The 24,330-nt window shown below is 64.2% G+C and carries 8 protein-coding genes (1 of these 8 cut by a window edge); 2 read left to right on the top strand and 6 right to left on the bottom strand.

Going from position 1 to position 24,330, the window contains the following annotated elements; genetic code table 11:
- The first annotated feature begins 41 nt into the window (after positions 1 to 41).
- On the top strand, positions 42 to 866 hold the full coding sequence (locus M5B42_RS16385; protein WP_248746424.1) for a helix-turn-helix transcriptional regulator: 825 nt from the start codon (positions 42 to 44) through the stop codon (positions 864 to 866).
- A 47-nt stretch (positions 867 to 913) separates the two neighbouring features.
- Here M5B42_RS16385 and M5B42_RS16380 read toward each other — a convergent pair whose 3' ends face one another.
- From M5B42_RS16380 to M5B42_RS16370, 3 genes are read right to left on the bottom strand one after another with little or no spacing between them, the layout of a single operon-like run.
- A complete protein-coding gene (locus M5B42_RS16380) occupies positions 914 to 3,946 on the bottom strand; it encodes an efflux RND transporter permease subunit (RefSeq protein ID WP_248746423.1) in 3,033 nt (1,010 codons plus the stop codon).
- Positions 3,943 to 5,046: an efflux RND transporter periplasmic adaptor subunit gene (locus M5B42_RS16375; protein ID WP_177100500.1), complete on the bottom strand. Its 1,104-nt coding sequence runs from the start codon at positions 5,044 to 5,046 to the stop codon at positions 3,943 to 3,945. Before M5B42_RS16375 ends, M5B42_RS16380 begins: the two co-directional genes overlap by 4 nt.
- The gene (locus M5B42_RS16370) at positions 5,043 to 6,473 is read right to left on the bottom strand and encodes an efflux transporter outer membrane subunit (protein ID WP_248746422.1); all 1,431 of its coding nucleotides are present in this window, start codon (positions 6,471 to 6,473) and stop codon (positions 5,043 to 5,045) included. Before M5B42_RS16370 ends, M5B42_RS16375 begins: the two co-directional genes overlap by 4 nt.
- 277 nt (positions 6,474 to 6,750) lie before the next feature.
- Between M5B42_RS16370 and M5B42_RS16365 the strand changes: the two genes are divergently transcribed.
- Entirely contained in the window at positions 6,751 to 8,085 is a 1,335-nt protein-coding gene (locus tag M5B42_RS16365) for a diaminobutyrate--2-oxoglutarate transaminase family protein (protein WP_103498127.1), read from the top strand.
- Between the two features lie 118 nt (positions 8,086 to 8,203).
- Here the strand turns inward: M5B42_RS16365 and M5B42_RS16360 are convergent, their stop codons facing one another.
- The 3 genes from M5B42_RS16360 to M5B42_RS16350 all read right to left on the bottom strand — a co-directional run.
- Positions 8,204 to 10,165, bottom strand: coding sequence for a MacB family efflux pump subunit (locus M5B42_RS16360; protein WP_248746421.1), 1,962 nt, complete (start codon positions 10,163 to 10,165; stop codon positions 8,204 to 8,206).
- A 2-nt stretch (positions 10,166 to 10,167) separates the two neighbouring features.
- Entirely contained in the window at positions 10,168 to 11,325 is a 1,158-nt protein-coding gene (macA, locus tag M5B42_RS16355) for a macrolide transporter subunit MacA (RefSeq protein WP_103498129.1), read from the bottom strand.
- Positions 11,326 to 11,389: 64 nt separating this feature from the next.
- On the bottom strand, positions 11,390 to 24,330 hold the end of the coding sequence (locus tag M5B42_RS16350) for a non-ribosomal peptide synthase/polyketide synthase (RefSeq protein ID WP_248746420.1). Its footprint extends 18,061 nt past the window's final position; 12,941 of the gene's 31,002 nt are visible here — the last part of the coding sequence; its start codon lies beyond the right edge, outside the window; it ends in the stop codon at positions 11,390 to 11,392.

Raw genomic sequence — 24,330 nt, 5'->3', positions numbered from 1 at the left:
GGCGCTTGCCGATGTGCCCAGAATAAAAAAATGGAGAACGGATGAACTTGCAAAGACTTTTCCCGTCAGTCGGCAAAGTGATTGCCAGCACCGGCAACCGTAATTTTCCGCGCGTGCTGCATGACCTGATTGCTGCCCAACTGCCCGTCGACGCCACGCACATCACCGAGCTGCGGATCGACACCGCGAATGCCGCACAGTCGATCACCTCGAGTATCGGTGGCGTGGGCATCAGCCCGATCTGCACCGACACCCTGATGAATGCCTCGTCGGTCAAGCAGCCCGCCCAGCCAGATGACGACACCTGGCCGGCACCTCAAACCGAGCTGGCCTGCTGCCAGCGAGCGTCCACGCAGCACGCTTCCCCCAACCACCTGCACCTGATATGCCGCACGAAAAATCGCTGCTACGCGCTGTCGGTCTATCGATCCAATCCGTCCCTGGGATTTTCCACGCAGGAACGCGCGCTCCTCCAGGATTTCTCCTGCCTGTTGCTGCCCATGATAGGCGAGCATATCGAAGCCCTGTTGCCGACACCGGTCCGTCAGGAAGCCCTCTCGATCACCCAGGAGCTGGAAAACGGCGGCATGGATGCCTTGCGTCAGCGCTTTATCGAACGCCTGGAGATGTCCGGGTTGAATCTGTCCTCACGGGAAACCGAAGTCTGCGTCGGCCTGCTGGCCGGGCGTACGGCACCGGAACTGGCCGACCAGCTGGCGCTACGGGTCAATACAGTGGAAAGCTATCTCAAGCGTGCCTCCATCAAGATGGGCATCGGCGGTCGTCGTTCGCTGATCCGCTGGATGCATTCGGCGGACGCCAGGACGGGCCTGGAAAACACCCTCGCCCTGCAAAACGCCCTCTGACGTTTTGCTCTCATTCGTGAAAACACCTCGATAGCAGCCTGTTGCATCTATCGAGGTGTGCGAAAGAACCGCTTGACCCCTTCAAGCCCATCATCGACATACGTAAAGATCACCGGCACCACCAACAGGCTGAGCACCGTCGAGGCCAACAGGCCGCCGATCACCACCACCGCCATCGGCTGGCGGAAACTCGACTCCCCTCCCCATCCCAGCGCCGTCGGCAGCATGCCCGCGCCCATTGCGATGGTGGTCATCAGAATCGGCTGCGCCCGTTTGTGGCAGGCATCGATCAACGCCTCATAGCGGCTCATGCCCTGGTCACGACGGGCCATGATCGCGTACTCCACCAATAGAATAGAGTTCTTGGTCACGATCCCCATCAGCATCAGCAAGCCGATGACCGAGGCCAGGGAAAAGCTCATCCCACCGATCAACAGCGCCAACAAGGCTCCGCCCAACGACAGGGGCAAGGCCGAGAGGATGGTCAGCGGCTGCATGAAGTCATGGAACAGCAGCACCAGCACCGAATAGACACAGAACACGCCGACGGCCATGGCCAGGCTGAAGTTGCCGAACAACTCGCTCATCAACTGCAACTCGCCCTGCTCCACCAGTTTCACTTGGGCCGGCAGGTGCTGCATCACCGGCAACTGCCTGGCCTGCTCCATCACCTCGCCCAGATTGCGCCCATTGAGTTCAATGGACAGGGTGATATTGCGCAGGCGATCGAGCCGATCGATCTGCGCCGGGCCGCTGCCCATGCTGATCTGCCCCAGGGAAGCCAGCGCGACCTGGCCGTCACGGCCCTTGACCCGTAACTGGGCGATGGTCTCCAGGTCACTGCGCACCTGCGGTTGCATGCGCACCCGGATATCCACCTGGCGCTGGGACAGATTGAGCTTGCCAAGGGACGATGAAAAATCGCCGTAGGTGGCCATGCGCAAGGTGTCGGCAATGTCCTGGCTACTGATACCTTGTTCGGCTGCGCGGACAAAATCCGGACGCATCTGGATTTCCGGGCGCTGCACCGCCGTGCTCGACGTCACGTTGCCGATGCCCTTGAGTTGCCGCAACTGCGGCTCAAGGGCCGCGGCGGTACGCTCGAGCAAGTCGCCGTCATCGCTGGCCAGGACGATTTGCAGGCGTTCGCCACTGCTGTCGCCGCCGACATTGACCCGCACCCCGGGCAACCCCCGCAGGGCGTCGCGCATCTTCGCTTCGACCGCCGACTGTTTGAGCTCGCGCTGGTTGCGCGGTAGCAGGTCGACGGTCAGGACCGACTTGCGATTACCACCGCCGGCAATATCGCCACTGCCCACTGCGGCGAAAACATGGGCCACTTCGGCGATGGCGCGCAGGCGCGCATCGGCCTGCAGGGTGATCGCCGCCGTCTGCGCCAGGCTGCTGCCCGGCGGCAATTCCAGGCTGATGGTGCTGCGGGCATTGTCCTGGGCCGGCAGAAAGCTGGTGGGCAGCAGCGGAATCAGCGCCAGGGAGCCGAGCAACAGCACGCCGACCAGGGCCATGGTGGTCTTGCGCCGGGTCAGGCTGGCGTGGATCCAGCCCAGGTAACGAGTCATCAAGCGGCTGTCATGCTCGACATGCGGCCCGGCCTTGAGCACATACGCCGCCATCATCGGCGTCAACAAGCGCGCCACCAACAGGGAAAAGATCAACGCCGTGCTGGCGGTCACGCCGAACTGCCGGAACAGCTTGCCGGAAATCCCGCCCATAAAGGCCGTGGGCAGGAACACCGCCACCAGGGTCACGGTGGTTGCCAGCACCGCCAGGCCGATTTCGTCGGAAGCCTCGATCGCCGCCTGCCGTGGACTTTTGCCCATACGCAGGTGCCGCGCGATGTTCTCCACCTCGACGATGGCATCGTCCACCAGGATGCCGATCACCAGGGCCAGGGCCAACAGGGAAATGGTGTTGAGGGTGAAGCCAGCGAAATACATCACGCCGAAGGTCGGGATGATCGACAGCGGCAGTGCCGTGGCAACGACAATGGTGGCCCGCCAGTCCCGCAGAAACCACCAGACCACCAGGACGGCCAGCAACATGCCCTCGTACAACAGCGCCATGGAACCGCGATAGTTGTCCAGCACCGGTGCAATAGTGTTACTCGCCTCTTCGACGTGAATATCCTCGTGTTGCCCGGCAAACCGGCTCATCGCCTGGCGGACATCGGCGGTCACCCCGACGTCGGAAAAGCCCAGGGAGCGGATCACCTGGAAGCCGATCAGCGGCTGGCCGTCGCGATAAGCCCGGGTACTGCGCTCGGCATGGGTATCACGCACCGTGGCCAACTGCTGCAAGGCGAGCATGCGCCCGTCACTGATGGGAATGCGGATGGCCCCGAGCGCCGCCGGATCGTCGATAGCGCCGAGGATGCGCAAGGCCTGCTGGCCGCTGCCGAGGTCACCCTGGCCGCCGGAATTGTCTTTCTGCATGGCCCGCAGGCGGCCGGCCACGTCGTTCACGCTCAGGCCCAGGCCGGCCATCATCGCCGGGTCGAGGTCGACCTGGACTTCGCGGTCCACGCCACCGACCCGGACGATCTTGGCCACCCCGCGTACCGCCAGCAGTTGCTTGCTCAGTTCATTGTCGACAAACCACGACAAGGCCTCTTCGTCCATCCGCGGTGCGCCGATGACATAGGTCAGCAGCGCCGAGGTATTGGTGGTCAGGCGCGATACCGACGGCGTATCGAGGTTCGCCGGCAACTCCGGCGTGGCGCTGTCCACCGCATTGCGCACCTCATTGAGGGCTTCGTTGCCGTCCTTGTCGATGGCAAAGGTCACGTTGATGCTCACGCTGCCGTCGGCAATCAGCGTGGTGACATGTTGCAACAGCCGTAGCGAGGTCAGTTTGTCCTCGATCTTGCGTGCCACCTCGGTTTCCAGCTGCTCGGGCGCCGCGCCTTCCAGCGAGGCACTGATGACGACTGTGGGCAGATCGGTGTCCGGGAAGTCCTGGATGCCGAGGCGTTCCAGGCCGAACACACCGAACAGGGTAAGCAGCACGAACAGCATGACCGCCGGGACCGGGTAACGAATCGACAACGCGGAAATATTCATCGGGCCAGGGCCTCGCTGCCGACCAGGGTCACACTCGCCCCGTCACTGAGGAATGCGCCGCCACTGCGCACGATCCGCGCCTGTTCCGCCAGGCCGCCGACGATCTCCAGCGCCTGCCCGCGACGGCGCCCGACCTCTACGCCCTGTTGGTTGACATGCATGTCCTGGCCCAGCACAAACACGTAGGAACGCCCATCGCGCAGGACCACGGCGGTGTCCGGAACGGTCAGCGCCGCACGGGTCGGCAGTTCGATACGGCCGCTGGCGTACATGCCGGCCCGCGCCATGGAGCCCCTCGGCAAGGACACATAGACCAGCGCCCGGCTGGTCTTGCTGTCGAGTACCGGCGAGACCAGCCGCACCCGCCCTTCGACCTGCGTGCCACCTGGCAGCGTCACGCGGGCGGGCTGGCCGGCCCGCACTCCCGACAACTGTTGCGCGTCCAGTTCAGCCTGCCATTCAATACGGCCATCACGAATCATCCGGAACAGTTCGGCGCCAGCCGCCACCACGTCGCCGAGCAAGGCCTTGCGGGCGGAGATGATCCCGTCGTCCACCGCGACGATGCGGGTCTGTGTCAGCTTGATGCGGGTGGTGCGCAGGTCGGCGTTCGCCGCCGCCAGATTGGCCTCGGCGGTCTGCACCTTGACCCGATATTCTTCCAGTTGCTGCTCCGACAAGGCCCCGCTCTGCCCGACCAATGCCGCACGCCGCGCATTGGAACGGGCCTCCTGCAACTGCGCAACGGCCTGGGCGACCGCGGCTTTCTGCTTGTTTTCCTCGGCCAGCACGCTGTCATCGGCCAAGGTCGCGAGCACCTGGCCCTGCTTCACCCGGTCACCGATATCGGCGTTCAAGCTGGCGATGCGCAGGCTGCCGGTTTCGGCACTGATCACGGCTTCCTGCCAGGGCGCGAGCGCACCGCTGGCCAGCAACTCCTGCGGCCAGTCTTCGCGGCGCGGCTGAACCGTCTCGACACTCAGGCTGGTGGCCGGCACGACCGCGGCAGCCGGTGCCGAGGCGGCGCGACCAAACAGCAGCCACCCCGAAAGTGCCAGGGCGGCAACCGCCAGCAGCCCATAACCCAGGCTCGACTTCATGCCCCGCCTCGCGTCGGTGCGGCGCCGGCAAGTCCCGCGCGATTATCCTGCCAGCCACCGCCCAGGGCCTTGTACAGCGCGATCCAGTAGCGCACCTGATTCTGCTGCAAGGTGATCAGCTCGATCTGCGCCGACAACGCCGAACGACGGGCCAACTCACGATCCAGCAGGCTGGCGTTGCCGGCGTGCCAGTTACGATCGATGGCCTGGAAATATTCCTGGTAACCGTCGGTGGCGCGCTGCGCATCGACTTCCGAATGCCGCGTGGCATCCAGGCGTACCAGCGATTGCTCGACCTCCATGACCGCCGTGCGCAGGGTCTGTCGATAGGTCGCCAGGGCCGCGCCGTACCCGGCCCGGGCCGAGTCCACCGCAGCCCGGCGCTTGCCACCATCGAACAGGGGCACGCTGAGTTGCGGGCCGAGGCTCCAGTTCCGGCTGTAGGCGCCGCTGGTGTTGCCCACGGCAAACGAGCCGACCAGGCTCAGGCTCGGTAGTCGGTCGGCCTGGGCAGCGCCGATCTGTGCATTCGCCGCGGCCAGCTCGCGTTCGCTGGAGGCCAGGTCCGGGCGCTGGCGCAACAGGTTGGCGGGAATTTCCCGCACGTCCAGCAACGCCGGCTCGGGCAGCCGCGCCGGCGTCTGGGCGAGCACTTCGCGCACCTGTTCTTCGGCGCCGCCGGTCAGGGCCACCAGGCTCTTGAGCAACACATCACACTCGCTTTGCTGATTGGTCAGGGTCGCGCTGCTGGCGGCGGCGCTGGCATCGGTCAGCGCGGCGTCGGCGGCGGAGGTGAAGCCGGCCTGGAACGACAGCCGGGTCAGGCGTGCGGTCTGGTCCTGGGATTGCGCCTGGTCGCGGTAAGCGTTCACCAGCATCTGGCAGCCGCGGTATTGCACGAAGTCATCACCGACCTCGGCGGCCAGCGACACCCGGGCGTCATGCCAGTCATCGACACGGGCCTCAAGCAAGTTGCGCGAGGCTTCGTCGGTGCGCCGCAGCTTGCCGAACAGGTCCAGTTCCCAGGCCGCATCAAGGGTGGCACCGGAGGTGGTGCCGCGCTGCTTCAACCCGCTCTGGCGCAGGCCGGCCCGGGCCTTGGTCAGCCCGCCGTTGAGCTGCGGCTGGGCGTCGGCGATGCTGCCGGCCAGGGTTGCGCGGGCCTCGGCGATACGCGCCAGGGCCCGATCAAGGGAAGGGCTGTCCGCCTCGGCCAGTTGCAGCAGGGTCGCCAGCGCCGGGTCATTGAACTGCTGCCACCAATCGCGCAACCCCACCACCGTTGCCCCATGGGGCAACGGCGCATGCCACTGGCGGGCCACAGCCACTGCCGGCAAGTGGTAATCCGGCCCCAAGGTACAACCGCCCAACAGCGTCGCGAACAACATCGACAGCAGGCGGTGGGCGGCAGGTTTGGCGATAGGCATAACGCTCTCGAAGACACCTAGGCACAGGCGTCCTGGGAAATAGGAAAACGGGTGATGGCGCAGACGGCTACGAGGGCCGGCGCGGTGTTTTCTTCCCGCGCCATAAAGTCCTTTCGTGGCACGCATTTAACCCCAGCAGCCACGGCCTGTCTGGCGTGGAAAACGGGGACATCCCGGACGCAATAAAGTGGCGATCACCGCAGGGCTCTTACAGAATCGGGCTCAGCTCGAAATGAGCCGCCAATGAATTCGCACCTGTGCCAATGAGTGATCGACTATGGAAGAGTTAAGTAATCTCAAGAAACTGGAGTCGAACGCGCGCACCTATGCAGCGACGTTCCAACGCCTGTTTGTCAGCGGCAGGGGCATGCGGGTCAAGGATGCCAACGGTCAGGAGTACCTCGACTGCCTGTCGAATGCCGGCACCCTCGCGTTGGGTCACAACCCACCGGTGGTGCGTGATGCGGTGATCGAGTTCCTCAACAGCGATCACCTGCAGCAGGCCCTGGACCTGGCCACCCCGGCCAAGCACGCCTTCGTCCAGGAGCTGTTCGCGACCCTGCCGGCCGGCCTGCGTGACCACAGCAAGATCCTCTTCTGCGGCCCCAGCGGCTCGGACGCGGTCGAAGCGGCGATCAAGCTGGCCCGCCATTACACTCAACGCTCCCCACTGATGGCCTTCCATGGCGGCTACCACGGCATGACCGCCGGGGCACTGTCGGCCATGGGCAACCTCAATCCCAAGGCGGGCCTGATAGCCCAGGGCACCCACTTCCTGCCGTTCCCCTACCGCTTCCGCTGCCCGTTCGGCACCGATGGCGAACACACCGACCGTCTCTCCATCGACTACATCCGCACCGTGCTCTGTGACCCGGAAAGCGGTGTGTCGAAGCCCGCGGCGGTGGTGGTCGAAGTGGTCCAGGGCGAAGGTGGCTGCATCGCGGCCTCGGCCGAGTGGCTGCGGGCCCTGCGCGAGATCACCCGCGAGCAGGGCATCCTGCTGATCATCGACGAAGTGCAGACCGGACTGGGGCGTACTGGCAGCCTGTTCGCCATCGAACATTCCGGGATCACGCCGGATATCCTGGTGCTGTCCAAGGCCATCGGTGGCGGCTACCCGATGTCGGTGATCGTCTATGCCGAGCACCTGGACACCTGGGGCCCGGGCATGCACGCCGGGACCTTCCGTGGCAACCAGGTGGCCATGGTCGCCGGGGCGACGACCATGCGCTACATCAGGGAGCACGACCTGGTGGGCAATGCCGCGCGGCGCGGCGAGCAGTTGCAAAGCGGGTTGGAGGATATTGCCCGGCACTTCCCCTTTATCGGCGATGTGCGCGGCCGTGGCCTGATGCTCGGGGTGGAAATCGTCAAGCCGGGCACCGGCTCGCGTCCAGGGCTGGGTGATGGCGCACGGGCGCGGGCGATCAAGCTGGAGTGCTTCGACAACGGCATGATGATCGAGACCGGCGGACGCCATAGCGCAGTCCTGCGCTTCCTGCCCCCCCTGAACATTACCGAGTCGGAAGTGGGCCAGGTCCTCGATCGCTTCGAACAGGCTCTCAAGAGCAGCAGCGCGGCACGGGTTACCAGCGTCAGCGCGGTAGGCTGAGCCCATCGGTGCTTGCCCGCGACGCTGAAAGCTTCGCGGGCAGGCACCGCTCCCACACGATCAGCGTCACCCCGAGAGATCAAAAAGGGCCCGTCGTACAAACGACGGGCCCTTCTTCTTAATCCCGCGCCAACGCCTCGATCGGATCAAGCCGCGCGGCATTGCGTGCCGGCACGAAGCCAAAGACGATACCGATCAGCGTCGAACAGATGAACGCAGTGACAATCGAGCTCACCGAGAACACCATCTGCCATTCCTTGACCAGCAGGGAAAACACATAGCCGATGCCAAACGACAGGCTGATGCCGATCACCCCGCCGATCAGGCAGACCATCACCGCCTCCACCAGGAACTGCTGGCGGATATCCGACTGACGTGCCCCCACGGCCATGCGAATGCCAATCTCACGGGTCCGTTCGGTCACCGATACCAGCATGATATTCATCACCCCGATGCCCCCCACCGCCAGCGAGATCACCGCGATCAACGACAACAGCAAGGCCAGCGACTGGCTGGTCTTCTGTACCGTCTGCATCACGCTGTCGAGGTTGTAGGTGAAGAAGTCCTTGGTCCCGTGGCGTTTCTCCATCAGCTTGCTGACGTTGTCCTCGACCACCTTGCTCGGCTGGCCATCCTTCATCCGCACCGTGATGCTGTCCAGGAAGCTCTGGCCCAGCACCCGACCCGCCGCGGTTTCGTAGGGCATCCAGATATTCAGGTTCTTGCTGGTGTTGAAGATGTTCTTCTTGTCCTCGGTCACGCCAATCACCGTACACGGCAGGTTATCCACCAGGATCACCTGGCCCAGCGGGTCCACCGTCGGGCCGAACAGGCGGATACGGGTGTTGTAGTCGATCACCACCACCTGCGCCTGGCGCCTGGCGTCGTCCTTGGTGAACGACACCCCCGAGCCTATCTTGGTGCCGCGCACCTGGAAGTAACTCAGGCTGACCCCACTGACCGTCGCCGTCACATCGAGGTTGCGGTAGCGCACCAACAGGTTGCGCCCGATATTCGGCGAGGCACTGTCGATATAGTACAAGCCGCTCAAGGCCGCGACATCGGACAGTGCCAGGGTCTCGATGGACCCCGCCTTGTTGTCGCCGAAGTCGCTACCGGGAAAGATCTCGATGGTGTTGCTGCCGATGGCCTGGATGTCCTTGAGCACATAGCGCTTGGCCCCTTCGCCAATGGCCACGATCGACACCACCGAAGTGATGCCGATAATGATCCCGAGCATGGTCAGCAAGGTCCGCATACGGTGCGAGATCAGCGCCACCCAGGCCATCACGAAGGCCTCCTGGAACAGCGCCAGACTGGCCATCAGCCGGTTGCCCTGCTTGGGCTTGGCCGGCAGGCGCTCGCTGGCTTTCTCGTTGACCACCGGGCGATTGGCGTTGACCCGGTCGGCGATGATCTCGCCGTCACGCATCTCGATGATGCGCTCGGCATGGGCCGCGACCTTTTCATCGTGGGTCACCAGGATCACCGTGTGCCCGGCGCTGTTGAGCTCCAGCAGGATCTTCATCACCTCCTTGCCGCTGACGCTGTCCAGGGCCCCGGTGGGTTCGTCGGCGAGGATGATTTCGCCGCCGTTCATCAACGCCCGGGCGATACTGACCCGCTGTTGCTGACCGCCCGACAACTGGCTCGGCCGATGTTCCAGGTGCCCCGCCAGACCCAGGCGCACCAGCAGTTCCTGGGCGCGGCTGTAGCGCTTGGTCTCACCGGTGCCGGCATAGACCGCCGGCATTTCGACGTTGTGGGTCGCCCCCAGGTGCGGCAACAGGTGATAGCGCTGGAAAATGAAGCCGAAGTGATCCCGGCGCAACTCCGCCAGCTCATCGTCACTGAGGGTGCTGGTTTCACGCCCGTCGACCTTGTAGCTGCCGCTGTTGGCGTGATCCAGGCAACCGAGCACGTTCATCAGGGTCGACTTGCCGGAGCCCGAGGCGCCGGTAATCGCCACCAGCTCGCCGGCATTGATCGTCAGGTTGATGTCATTGAGCGCGATGAAATCCTTCTCACCGGCGACGAAACGGCGGGTAATGCCCTTGAGTTCCAGCAGGGGTCGGCTCATGGTCAGGCTCCCGCTACCACAGGTGTTGCCGACGGCTCGCCGATCACGACTTTGTCACCCTCGGCCAGGCCGCTCTTGATCTCGACCCGCACATTGTTGTTGATGCCGGTCTGCACATTGCGGATCTGCGCCTGGCCCTGATCATCCACCACCCGTACCGGGAAGGTGCCGTCCTGGTTCTTGTCACCCAGTGCCGCCACCGGCACCGTCAATACGGTCTTGGCCTGGTCACGGACGATATGCACCTGGGCGGTCATGGAAATGCGCAGGCGATGATCCGGGTTCGGCACATCGAACAAGGCGTTGTAGAAGACCGCGGTGTTCTGCTTGCTGGCGCCGGTGGCCTGGGCATCGAGGAAGTTCTGCGGCGCCGGCTCAGTGCCGCGCAACTTGGCGTAATAACGCTTGTCGGCGTCACCGAGGATAGTGAAATACACCTCCTGGCCCGGGACGATATGAATCACGTCGGCCTCGGAGACCTGGGCCTTGATGGTCATGGTGTCCAGGTCAGCGAGCTTGAGGATCACCGGCGTCAGCTGGCTGGCGATCACGGTCTGGCCTTCCTGGGTCACGATGCCCACCACATCACCGTTGATCGGCGCGACGATGCGGGTGTAGCCCAGATTGATCCGGGCGGTCTCGACCTGGATCCGTGCGTCCCTGACCTGCGCTTCCAGCGACAGCAGGTTGGCGCCCTTGACCTCGAAGTTCGATTGCGCGGTCTCGAAGTCCTGCTTGGAAATCGCGTCGTCCTCACGCAGCAGCTTGTAGCGCTCGTAGGTCGCCTTGGCATCCTTGAGTTGCGAGGCCGCCGCCTGTTTCTGCGCGATCAGGTTCTCTTCATTGACCTGCGTCTGGCGCAGGGCGTTCTGCAGCACCACCGGATCGATTTCCGCCAGCCACTGGCCCTGGGTGACCTTGTCGCCGAGCTTGACCTTCAGCGACTTGAGCTGGCCCGAGACCTGCGCACCGACATCGACCTGCTTGATACCTTGCAGTACCCCGCTGGCCAGCACGGAGTTCTCGATATCCGTGCGTTCGACCTTGGCGGTCAGGTACTCCGGCGGTTTTGCCGGGGCCTGCACGCTGTAGAAAATAATCGCCGCCAGAACCAGCAGCACTACCACGATTACCACTTTGCGAAACTTCAACTTTTTCATAGAAAGCCACGAATGTGTTGAGGGTTGACCCGGCGGCCCCGCCGCCGGGCTTGAAGAGACTGTGTTATTGATGGGTTCGCCACCAGCTCGCCAGATGTTGCACATGCGGCGCCTTGAGGATGGTGAAATGGTTGCCCGGCCCACGCCAGACGGTGAGATCCGGTGCACAACGGCGCCAGCCGGCGACCATCGACTGCTGCTCGCGCTGGTTGCCCGCCGCGTCCAGCACCGGGTCGTCGGCCAGCACCAGGCGAACCGGCCCGGTGTAGATCGACGACGGTTGATAACGGGTACGCAAGGCCGTGCCGAAAGCCCGTGCCGGCCCACGCATCGAGTCCGGCGCCGAACGCTGCGGCAACAACCCGGCCCGCACCATCCCGGCATGCAGCAAGCGCATCTGGCCGGCATCGTCCTGCGCCGCGAAGGCGGCCTGATCGACCTCCATCGACTTGCCCGCGGCCAGTTGCATGGTCTCGATCAGGCGCTCCAGCACGCCCATCGCCGTATAAGGTTTACCCACCACACCGTTGCCCCCCGGCGACTCGCTGTCGATCAAGGTCAGCGAAGCCACCTCGCGACCCCGCGCCGTCAGGCGCTGGGCCATTTCGAAGACCACCCAGCCACCGAAGGAGTGACCGAGCAGATGCACCGGCCCGGTCGGATGCACGCTGTCGATGGCCAGCAGATAAGCCTCGGCGGCCGTCTCCACCAGGCTGTAGGGCACCGTGCGACCATCCAGCCCGCGCGGTTGCAGGCCATGGATCGGCCAGTGCGGACCAAACGCATCGGTCAGGCCGATAAAGCCCGTGACACTGTCGCCGGCCCCCGGCACGCAGAACACCGGCGTGTGATCGCGGCTCCCGCCCTGGATCGTCAGCAACGGTTGGTGAACACCGCGGGTCGGCGACGGACGACCGGCCAGACCGGCCAGCGCCGTGTTGATCGCCTGCGCCAGACCTTCGATATGCGGCGCCTGCATCAGGCTCTGGTGATCACCCGGCACCTTGATGCTGTGCAACTGGCTCAGCGGCAGCACCTCGTCCCAACCCAGGTAGCCGCTGTGGGCCGGTGCGTCATGGGCCCACTCGCTGGCGGTAAACAGATGCACCGGCACGCTGTTGGCGTACACCGTGTAGTGAGCTTGGGCATGACCGTGGGCGACTTCGCGATCCAGGTACTGCCAAAGATCCTGGGTCCCGTAGACATCGAGCTCCGGCGGCAGCACGCCCTGTTCGCGGCAGCGTTGCAGCAGGCCTTCGAAATCGAAGGACTGAAGTTCTGAACGCAGCCCTTCGAGCCGGGCCAGGACAGCCGCCCCCTCGTCGTGGCCCGTCCAGAACCGTTCGCAGTGCTCCAGCAGATGCTGTTGGTGCGCATTATCCGGATTCCAGCGGGCCCGGCCCTGATCCACCAGGCGTGGCAGATAGGTGTCGATCAGGCCGAGGAATTCCACTTCCTCGTCGAGGCCAACCAGCTGGATGGCCATCTCATAGGCCAACACCCCGCCGAACGACCAGCCGGCCAGGCGATAAGGCCCTTGCGGCTGGACCGTGCGCATCAGCTGCAACAGACGGGTCGCCAGGCATTCCATGGTCTGCAACTGCGTCTGCCCGAGGGCCACGCCAGGCAGGCCGTAGACCGGGATATCGCTGTCGATATGCTGACCCAGGGTCGGGAAGTACAGGTCCAGGCCGGTGAACTCGTGAACCAGGAACAACGGCCGTTGGCTACCGGTGGTGCGTACCGGCACCAGTTGCTCATTCGAACGCACTTCACCTGTGCGACTTTCCAGCAACCCGGCCAGCGCCGCGACACTGGCGTGCTGGAACAGCTCGGCCAGCGACACCGGCAACCCGGCCAGCGTCAGTTGGCTGACCAGGCGCACCGCCAGCAGCGAATGACCGCCCAGGGCGAAGAAACTGTCATGCCGCTCGATCCGCTCCAGGTCGAGCACCTCGGCCCAGACCTGCGCCAGACGATGTTCCAGATCGCCGTGCGGCGCCTCGAAGGCGTGGGTGGCGAACTGCTCCGCCTCCGGTGCCGGCAGTGCCCGCACATCGACCTTGCCGTTGAGTGTCAGGGGCAAGGCATCCAGGCGAATGCAGACACCCGGGACCATATATTCCGGCAAGTCGGCGGCCAGTTGCGCACGCAGAGCTTCGGACTCCGGGACTTCGCCGTCGGCTTGCACGGTGTAATAAGCCACCAGGTACTTGTCGCCCGGGCTGTCCTCGCGCGCCACCACCACGGCGTTGCGCACACCGGCACAGTGATGCAGGCAGGTCTCGACTTCCCCCAGTTCCACGCGGAAACCACGGATCTTCACCTGACCATCGTTGCGCGCCAGGTACTCGAGGTTGCCGTCCGGCAGCCAGCGCGCCAGGTCACCGGTGCGATAGAGCCGGCCACCGAGATGCTCGGCGAACAGGTCGTCGCTGAAGCGTTCGGCGGTCATTTCCGGGCGATTCAGGTAACCCAGCGCGACCCCGGCACCGCCGATATACATCTCGCCGACCACACCCACCGGCACCGGCTCGCGCCGGGCATTGAGCACATAGATACGCACGTTGGCGTTGGGCTGACCGATCGGCAGGCCGAGGGTGCCAGGCAGTATGTCGAACACCTCGTAACGGCTGGCGCAGGTGGTGGCTTCGGTCGGACCGTAACCGTTGAACAGGCGGACCGTGGACGAGTGCTCGCGCACCCGCTGGAACGACGCCGGATCAGCCCGCTCGCCACCGCACATGACCATGCGCAGTCCCGCCAGGGCTTCGGGGATCAACCCGGCATACAGGTTGAACAAGGCCGTGGAAGTGATCAACACCGTCACTTCGCTGCGCTGCAGCAACTGGGCAAAGGCCGTCGGTTCAAGCAGCACCTGATGTTCGACAATCACCGACTGCCCGCCATTGAGCAAGGCACCCCAGATTTCCGGACTGCTGGCGTCGAACGCCGGGTTGGAGGAGAAGGCCACGCGATCCTCGGGAGAGAAATCGTAGTAGCCATTGTCCTGGACCAGACGCGCCAGGCCGTTGTGACTGACGATCACACCCTTGGGCTGACCGGTGGAACCGGAGGTGTAGATGATGCAGGCCGGGGTGTCTCCCGCCGTGTTGCCCTCAAGTGCCGGTGGCGCCTGGTTGACCGCCAGGGTCAGCGACTCCAGGGTATCCAGGTTCAGGCGTGGCGTGCCTTCGGGGGCCGACAGGTCGCTGCGGGTCAGCAGCACCGTTGCCTCGCTGTCCTCGAGCATGAAGCGTACGCGCTCCTCGGGGGCCAGGCGATCCAGCGCCAGGTAAGCGGCGCCGCACTTGAGGGTCGCCAACAGGCTCGCCAGCAAGTCAATCGAACGATCCAGCAGGATCGCCACCCGGGTACCCGGCACCACGCCCTGCTCGCGCAGGCTGTGGGCCAAGGCATTGGCGCGGGTATCAAGTTCACCGTAGCTCACAGTCAACTCACCCTGACGAGCCGCGGTTGCCTGTGGCCGTGCCGCCGCATGGGCCTCGAACAGCTGATGGATCAACTGGCCGTGGGGATAGGCACGTTCGGTCCGGTTGAAGTCGAGCAGCAACTGCCGACGTTCCGCCAGCGGCAGGATCGACAGATCGTGCAACGGCATTTCCGGCGTGCGTTCCAGCGCTTCCACCAGGTTGTCCAGCGCCGCATGCATGTAGCCGCAGATGCGCTGGGCACCGATTTCGGCCACCACTTGCGCGGTCAGCACAAAGGCTTCGCCGAGGTCATCGATACTCAGGGACAGCGGGTAGTTGGTCCACTCATCGCCACCCAGGCTCTCGATCCCGTTCCACGCCGCCTGGGCTTGGTTGTCGAGCTGCCCGCCACTGTGCCGATAGTTGAGCAAGGCACTGAACAGCGGTGCCGGAGCGGCGACGCCGCTGCAACGCTGGGCCAGGGCCAGGGAAGCGTGCTCGTGACCGAGCAAGGCACTCAGGCGGGCATGGGTCGCCCGGACACCGGTCCGGGCACCCTGTGCACCGACCTCGATGCGCAAAGGCAAGGTGTTGATAAACATCCCCAACGCCCGATCCGCGCCCTCGCCGCCTTGCATCCGGCCCATCAGCACGGTGCCGAACACCACGTCCTCGCGACCGCTGAGGCCGCCGACCACCTGGGCCCAGGCCTGGTGATGCAAGCTGGCGGCGCTGACGCCGAGCTGGCGTGCACATTGACGCAAGCGCAGGCTCAAGGTTTCGTCGACCATCAGGTGGGCCTGCTCGATGGCGCTGCCGTCACCCTGCACATCGGCCAGGCCGAACGGCAGGGTCGACTCGTCGACATCGCCGAGCATGTCGCGGAAGAAGGCTTCGTGAGCCGCCTGGCTGACACCCAGACGGGCCTGGGCCACGTAGTTGCGATACGGCACCGCCGCCCCCAGTTGCGCCTGCTGCCCCAGCAGATAGGCCTGCATCTCGTGGCGCACCACGTCCAGCGCGGTGTGGTCGAGTGCCATGTGGTGGAACAGCAGCAAGGCGACCCAACGCTGCTGAGCGGCGTCGTAGGCGCAGGCCAGGCGCAGCAACGGCGCCTGACGCACATCGAGCCGGTAGTGCAGCGGATCGAAATGCCCACGCAGTTGGCTGGCGATCTCACCGGCCTCAGGCGCAAAGGTCATTTCTTCCAGCACCATCGGTGCCCGACGCAGCACCACTTGCAAGGGCTCGTCCAGGCCTTCCCACAACACGGCGGTGCGCAGGATATCGTGGCGACCGATCACACCCTCGAAGGCGTCGATAAACGCCAACAGCCGCGCGCGGTCTTCCAGGTAGAACAGCGCCTGCTGCACATAGGGATCGCCCTGCTCCGCCGCCAGGTGGTGATAGAGAATCCCCTCCTGCAACGGTGCCAGCGGGTAGATGTCCTGAATATTCGCCGCGCCACCCGGTACGCTCGCCACTACCCGGTCGATCTGCACCTGGGTCAGATTGACCAATGGCAGCAGATCCGGAGTGATATGCGTGCAGCCTTCAACGATCAGGTTGGCCGGCACCACGATTTCCGTGCTGCCGCCCACCGCTGCCGCCAGTGCCGACAAGCTCGGCTGGCCGAACAACACCCGTACATCGGCGCTCAGGCCGACCTGGCGCATGCGTTCGATCAACGTCACGGCCAAGAGCGAGTGACCGCCGAGTTCGAAGAAGTTGTCGTGCCGCCCTACGCGCTCGACCTTGAGCAGCTCCGCCCAGAGTTGCGCCAGTACGGTTTCGGCTTCCCCTTGTGGAGCCTCGTATTCACGGCTGATCAATGCGCCACCATCTGGCGCCGGCAACGCCTTGCGATTCAGCTTGCCGTTAGGCGTCAGTGGTAGTGCATCGAGCTGCACGTAGGCGGCTGGGACCATGTACTCCGGCAATGCGCCTTGCAGATGAGCGCGCAGGCTTCCGATCTCCAGCACGATTTCAGGCTGCTGCGCGGTGACGTAGGCCACGAGGCGTTTTTCGCCCGGGTTGTCCTCCCGAGCCAGGACTACGCTTTCCTTGACCCCAGGATAAGCGGCCAGGCGCGCTTCGATTTCGCCCAGTTCGATCCGGAAACCACGGAGCTTCACCTGGTCGTCGTTACGACCCAGGTATTCCACCGTGCCGTCCGGCAGATAGCGACCCAGGTCGCCGGTGCGGTACATACGCCCAGTGGTGAACGGATCGTCGAGGAACCGCTCGGCGCTCAGTTCGGGGCGGTTCAGGTAACCGCGAGCCACCTGCACACCACCGATATACAACTCGCCTGCCACACCCAGCGGTACTGGCTGACGACTGGCGTCCAGCAGGTAGATCTTCGTATTCGCCACCGGTTTGCCAATAGGCGTGTTGTCCGGGGTTTCGTCCAAAGGACCGGCACAATCCCAAGCCGTCACGTCTACCGCCGCTTCGGTTGGACCGTAGAGGTTGAACAGGCCGACTTCCGGCAACTGCTGCTTGAAGCGCCGCACCAGATGGCCCGGCAAGGCTTCACCGCTGCACATTACCCGCAGCAGGCCACTGTCCCCGGCCTCGCCATGGGCGAGGAACAGATCCAGCATCGACGGCACGAAGTGCAAGGTGGTGATCTTCTGCTCGCGAATCACTCCGCGCAGATAGCCCGGGTCACGATGACCACCCGGACGCGCCATCACCAGCCGTGCGCCGTTGAACAGTGGCCAGAAGAATTCCCAGACCGACACGTCGAAGCTGAATGGCGTCTTCTGCAACACGCTGTCCGAAGCATTCAGGCCGTATTCGTCCTGCATCCACAGCAAGCGGTTGACCACGCCACGGTGTTCGTTCATCACGCCTTTCGGCTGGCCGGTCGAGCCGGAGGTGTAGATCACGTAAGCCAGATGCTCGGGACGGACTTCAGCGCGCAACGGGTTGCTATCTGGTTGTGCGAGGAAACCGTCACGCTCGGCATGCTCAGGATCGAGCAACAGTACCGGTACGTTGCTGGCTGGAAGTACCGCACGCAAAGCCTCTTGGCTGAGGACCACCGCCGGAGCACAGTTCTCCAGCATGTAAGTCAGACGATCAATCGGGTAATCCGGGTCCAGCGGCACATAAGCGGCGCCGGCCTTGAGAATGCCCATCAGCCCCGCGACCATTTCCAGGCTACGATCGACACAGATCGCCACCCGATCATCCGGGCCGATGCCCAGGCCGATCAGACGATGGGCGATACGGTTGGCCTGACGGTTGAGTGCGTCATAAGTCAGGCTGCCCTTCTCGTCCACAACCGCTACTGCATCACCACAAGTGGCAACCCGAGCTTCGAACAGGCCATGCAAGGTCAGATCCTGCGGATAATCGACAGCGGTGGCATTGAAGCCTTCCAACAACTGCCCACGCTGTTCCTGATCCAGCAACGGAATCTCTGCAACCAGCGCCCGTTCATCGGCCGCCATCCCACGCAACATGGCTTCCAGGTAACCCAGGCAACGCTGCATGGTCGACTCGTCGAACAACGCCGTAGCGTATTCCAAAGTGCCGAACAGACGGTCGCCCACCTCGGTCATATCCAGCAGCACGTCAAACTTGGCCGTGCGACTGGTCACCCCGACGCCTTGCAGGGTCATATCGCCGAGCGCCAGATCGACGTCCTCGGTGTTCTGCCAGGACAACATCGCCTGGAAAATCGGGCTGTGGGACAGACTGCGCTGCGGACGAACCACTTCCACCACCTGCTCGAACGGCAAGTCCTGGTTGGCCTGGGCGGCCAGGGTCTGGCGCTTGACCTGTTGCAGCAAGGTTTCGACGCTCAGCGCCGCCGAGACCTCGACCCGTACCGCCAGGGTGTTGACGAAGAACCCGATCAGGTCCTCCACCTCGGCGCGCAGACGGTTGGCCGCCGGCGTACCGATCACCACATCATCCTGGCCGGACAGGCGGCTCAACACCGCAGCCCAGGCCGCCATGACCGTCATAAACAAGGTGGTGCCCTGCCGCTGGCTCAACGCCTTGAGACCACGGGTCAAGTCGGCATCGAGGGCCAGGCCCAACAGATGCCCGCTGTAGTCCTGCTGCGCCGGACGCGGCCGGTCGCTTGGCAGTGCCAGCAGGACCGGGGCACCGGTCAGGGCCTGTTGCCAGTATTGTCCTTGCTGTTGCAGCACTTCACCGCTCAGCCAGTTGCGCTGCCAAACCGCATAGTCGGCGTACTGCACCGGCAAGGCCGGCAACGGATCCTCCGCCCCCTGGCGGAAGGCTTCGTAGAGCACGCCCAGTTCGCGGGTCAGCACCCCGGCGGACCAGCCGTCGGAGATGATGTGGTGCAAGGTTACCAGCAGCACATGGTCATCATCGGCCATGCGCACCAGACGCCCGCGCACCAGCGGTCCACGCAGCAGGTCGAAGCTCTCGCGAGCCTCTTCGGCGGCGATGGACAGCAGCTCTTCTTCCGCCTCTGCCTGGCCAGCCAGTACGTGCAATTGCAGGTTGAAGCCGATGTCGGCCGGGGCGATACGTTGTTCCGCGTCATGCCCCTGCAGTTGCACAAAGGTGGTACGCAGTGATTCGTGACGGGCAACGATACGATCCAGCGCCCGTTTGAGGGCGATACGATCCAGGGCACCACGCAAACGCAGCCCGGCTGGAATGTGGTAAGCCGAACTACCGCCATCCAGTTGCGCCAGGAACCACAGGCGCTGCTGGGCAAACGACAATGGCAAGGCCTGGTCACGGGATACCGGCACGATCGGCGGCTGGCTGCTGCCGGCGGCTTGCGCCAGCACTTGGGCCAATGCCGCCAGTTCCGGCTGGGCGAAGATATCCGCCAGGCTCAGCTCGACGCCCAGGCGCTGGCGCACCTGGGAAATCAAGCGCATGGCCAGCAGCGAGTGCCCACCGAGGTCGAAGAAGTGGTCGTGACGCCCCACCTGTTGCAGATTCAGCAGGCTCTGCCAGATCTGCGCCAGGGCCGTCTCGGTGGCGCCTTGCGGGGCGACATGCTCGCGGCTGGCAAAGGCATCGTCCGCTGGGGCCGGCAAGGCCTTGCGGTCGAGCTTGCGGTTCGGTGTCAACGGCAAGGCGTCGAGGATCACGAAGGCACTTGGCAGCATGTACTCGGCAAGCTGCGGTGCCAGTTCCGCACGCAAACCGGCAACATCCAGGTTCGCTTCAGGCTTGGCGACTACATAGGCCACCAGGCGTTTTTCTCCCGGACGGTCTTCGCGAGCAATCACCGCCGCTTCCTTGACCCCGGTGCAACCACCGAGGCGTGCCTCGATTTCCCCCAGTTCGATCCGGAAACCACGGACCTTGACCTGGAAGTCATTGCGGCCCAGGTACTCGATACGACCGTCGGCCATATAGCGGGCCAAGTCGCCCGTTTTGTACATCCGGGCATCAGGGCTGGTGCTGAACGGATCAACGAGGAATCGCTCGGCGTTGACCTGTTCGAGGTTCAGGTAACCCCGGGCCACACCGTCGCCACCGATAAAGATTTCACCGGCCACGCCGTAGGGTACCGGTTGCTGATGGGCATCGAGCAGATAGATACGGGTGTTGGCCATCGGCTTGCCGATGGTCGCGTTGCCACTGCCTTCGCTACCGGCCACCGCATCGTGGGTGACATAAGCGGCGGTGCAGGACACCGTTGCCTCGGTCGGACCGTAGGTATTGATCAAGCGGGTATGTGCCGGGCGGACTTCATCCCAGAGCTTGAGCTTTTGTGCCGACAGGGCGTCGCCGGTGACGTTGATCAAGCGCACGCCTTCCAGACGTTGCGCGGCAACTTGCGGCTGGCTGTGCCATTCGGCGGCCAGGGTGTGCCAGTGAGCGGCGGTCATATGCAGGAAGGTCGGGCGAATACCGTGATTCTCCGAGCCCTCGCTGCCGAAGATCTCGCGGCTTGGCGCCAGGGTGGCCCCGGCCAGCAGTGCCGGGAAGATTTCCTCCACCGACAGGTCGAAGTTCAGGGTGTTCTGTTGCAGCACGGTGTCTGTCGCAGTCAGGCCGAACAGGCGGGCGGCGTCGACGCTGTAGTTGACCAGGCCACGGTGTTCGATCATCACCCCTTTCGGATTGCCGGTGGAACCGGAGGTGTAGATCACGTAAGCCAGGTTGCGCGAGCCAAGGGCTGGCACCACGGGGTTGTCGTCACGCTCGCTGAAGCCCTGGCGCTGATCGTCGTCGAGCAGCACCAGCGGCACGGCCAGTACGGGTAAATGGCTCTGCAATGCATGCTGGGTCAGCAAGGCCGACGGCGTACTGTCCTCGATCATATAGGCCAGGCGCTCGGCCGGATAAGCCGGATCCAGCGGTACATAGGCCGCACCCGCTTTGAGCACACCCAACAAGCCGACCATCATCTCCACACCGCGCTCGACACAGATCGCCACCCGATCGTCCGGGCCAATGCCCAGGCCGATCAGATGATGAGCCAGTCGGTTGGCCTGGCGGTTCAGTTCGCCATAGCTCAGGCGCTGCGCCTGGAACGCCACCGCGATGGCCTCGGGTTGCGCCCGGACCTGATCTTCAAACAGCTGATGAATCGTGCTGTCCTGCGGATAAGGTACTTCGGTCGCATTGAGGCCCAGCAGCAAATGCTCACGTTCGCTGGCATCGAGCAACGGCACGCGTTCCAGCACCTGGCTGTCGTCGGCAACCATGGCTTCCAGCAGGCGCTGGAAGTAGCCGAGGTAACGAACCATGGTGCCTTCGTCGAACAGCGCCGTGGCGTATTCCAGCGAACCGAGCAGACGGCCTTGGGCCTCGCCCAGGTCCAGCGAGATATCGAACTTGGCCAGGGTATGGCTCGCGCCCAGGCCTTCGAGTTGCAGATCACCGAGGGCGAAGTCGCCGCCGCCCATGTCCTGCCAGGTCAGCATCGCCTGGAAAACCGGGCTATGGGACAGGCTGCGCACCGGTTTGATCACTTCCACCACTTGTTCGAACGGCAAGTCCTGATGCGCCTGGGCGCCGAGGGTAGCGGTCTTGACCCGCGCCAACAGGGACTCGGTCGTCGGCTGCTCGCCGAGGTCGACACGGATCGCCAGGGTATTGACGAACAGGCCGATCAGCCCTTCGACTTCACTGCGCATGCGGTTGGCCACCGGCGAACCGATCACCACATCGTCCTGCCCGGCCAGACGGCCCAACAGCGCCGCCCAGGCGCTCATGACGGTCATGTACAAGGTGGTGCCGTGACGCTGGCCGAGGGCCTTTAGGCCACGGGTCAGGTTTTCGTCGAAGGCCACCGGCAGCGCGGCACCGGCATAGTCCTGCTGTGCCGGACGTACCCGATCGGTAGGCAACATCAACAACGCAGGGGCCTCTGCCAGGGCTTGCTGCCAATAACCGCACTGCTTTTGCAACAGCTCGCCACTGAGCCAGCGACGCTGCCAGACGGCGTAGTCGAGGTAATGCAGTGCCAACGGCGCCAATGGGTCGTCCCGGCCCTGGCTGAACGCTTCGTACAACGCGGCCAGTTCACGGGTCAGTACGGCAATCGACCAGCCATCGGAGACGATATGGTGCATGGTCAGCAACAGGACATGGTGGTCCTCGGCCATACGGATCAGACGGCCACGAATCAACGGCCCCTGTTCCAGATCGAAGGCTTGCACGGCCTCCTCGCTGGCCAGGACCTGGAGTTTCTCCTCGGCCGCCGCCAGCCCCTGCAAATCGTGCAACTGCAGGCTGAAGCCGGCATCCGCCGAGGCGATCCGTTGCAACGGTTGTTCGTCATCGCCCAGGATAAAGGTGGTGCGCAAGCCTTCGTGGCGCGCGACGATGCGCTCCAGCGCCCGTTGCAGGGCCACGCGGTCAAGGGTGCCACGCAGACTGAGGCCGGCGGGCATATGGTAGGCCGCGCTGGCGCCTTCCATCTGCGCGAGGAACCACAGACGCTGCTGGGCAAAGGACAACGGCCAGGCCTGGTCACGCGCCACCGGCACGATCTCCGGCAGCGTGCTGCGCCCGGCCTGGGCGATCACCTGGGCCAGGGCCATCAGTTCGGGATGGGCAAAGAGTTGCGCCAGGCCCACCTCAACCCCCAGTCGCTGGCGGACCTGCGAAATCAGACGCATCGCCAGCAATGAGTGGCCACCCAGTTCAAAGAACTGGTCATGCCGGCCGACCTGGGGCAGGCCCAGCAGTTCTTGCCAGAGTTGCGCCAGGGCGATTTCGATATCGCCTTCGGGGGCTTCGTAGCCACGGCTGATCACCGCTTGCAGATCCGGCGCCGGCAGGGCCTTGCGGTCCAGCTTGCCATTCGGGGTCAGTGGCAGTGCTTCGAGCTGCACGTAGGCCGCCGGGACCATGTACTCCGGCAACTGCTCCTGCAGGTGCAGGCGCAGACTGTCGATATCCACCGAAGTGTGCTCGGCGGCCAGGGTGTAATAGGCCACCAGGCGCTTGTCGCCCGGCACGTCTTCACGGGCCATGACCACGGCTTCATGGACGGCCGGGTGTTTGGCCAGACGGGCGTCGATCTCGCCCAGCTCGATACGGAAACCACGGATCTTCACCTGGTCGTCGTTACGGCCCAGGTATTCGATATTGCCATCCGCCAGGTAACGACCGAGGTCGCCGGTGCGGTACATCCGTGCCGCCGGGGCCTGACTGAACGGGTCCAGGAGGAAACGCTCGGCAGTCAGGTCGTCGCGGTTCAGGTAACCCCGGGCCACGCCGGCACCACCGATATAGATCTCGCCCGGAACACCCAGCGGGACCGGTTGCTGATGCTCATCCAGCAGGTAGAACTGGGTGTTGCCCACCGGTTTGCCGATATGCGGGGCGAAGCCGTCTTCGCGATTCATCGCTACCCAGCTTGAGTAGGTGGTGGTTTCCGAGGGACCGTAGAGGTTGCACAGGCGTTGGACGCCGGTCTGTTGGAACAGGGTTTCCACCAGGCTGCGCTTGAGGGCTTCGCCGGCGACGTTGATCGTGTGCACTGATTCCGGCACGCCACCGACTTCCAACAAGGCCTTGAGGGCCGATGGCACGGTGTTGATCAGGCCAATGTCGTGTTCGCCCTGTTGCAGTTCCAGGACGTTTTTCACCACCTCGATGCTACCGCCCGAAGTCAGGGGCGCAAAGCATTCGTAGACCGCCAGGTCGAAGTTCAGCGAAGTGGCGAACAAGGTCTTGTTCAGCGCCGAGCCGTCAAAAGCGACGTGAGCCCAGGTCAGGAAGTTCACGGTGTTGCGATGTTCGATCATCACGCCTTTAGGCAGGCCGGTCGAACCCGAGGTGTAGATCAGGTAAGCCAGGTGCGCCGAAGTCAGCCCCGGCACCTGCGGATTCCGGACGGATTCGTCCTGCCAGGTGCCCTGGTCGAGATTGATGACCGGCACCGAAATACCCGCCAACAGCTCATGGGTAGCCGAGTGGGCCAGCACCGCCGCCGGGGCACTGTCCTGCAACATATAGGCAATCCGTTCCGCCGGATAAGCCGGGTCCAGCGGTACATAACCGCCACCCGCCTTGAGGATCGCCAGCAAGCCGACGACCATCTCGACCCCACGTTCAACGCAGATCCCGACCCGCGAATCCGGCTGCACACCCTGCTTGC

Origin of the sequence: Pseudomonas sp. MWU12-2037, assembly GCF_023242345.1 — a bacterium.
In the GTDB taxonomy this organism is placed as follows: Bacteria; Pseudomonadota; Gammaproteobacteria; order Pseudomonadales; family Pseudomonadaceae; genus Aquipseudomonas; species Aquipseudomonas gingeri_D.
The sequence above is the reverse complement of the archived record's forward strand: the minus strand, read 5'-3'. Positions and strand labels throughout refer to the sequence as shown.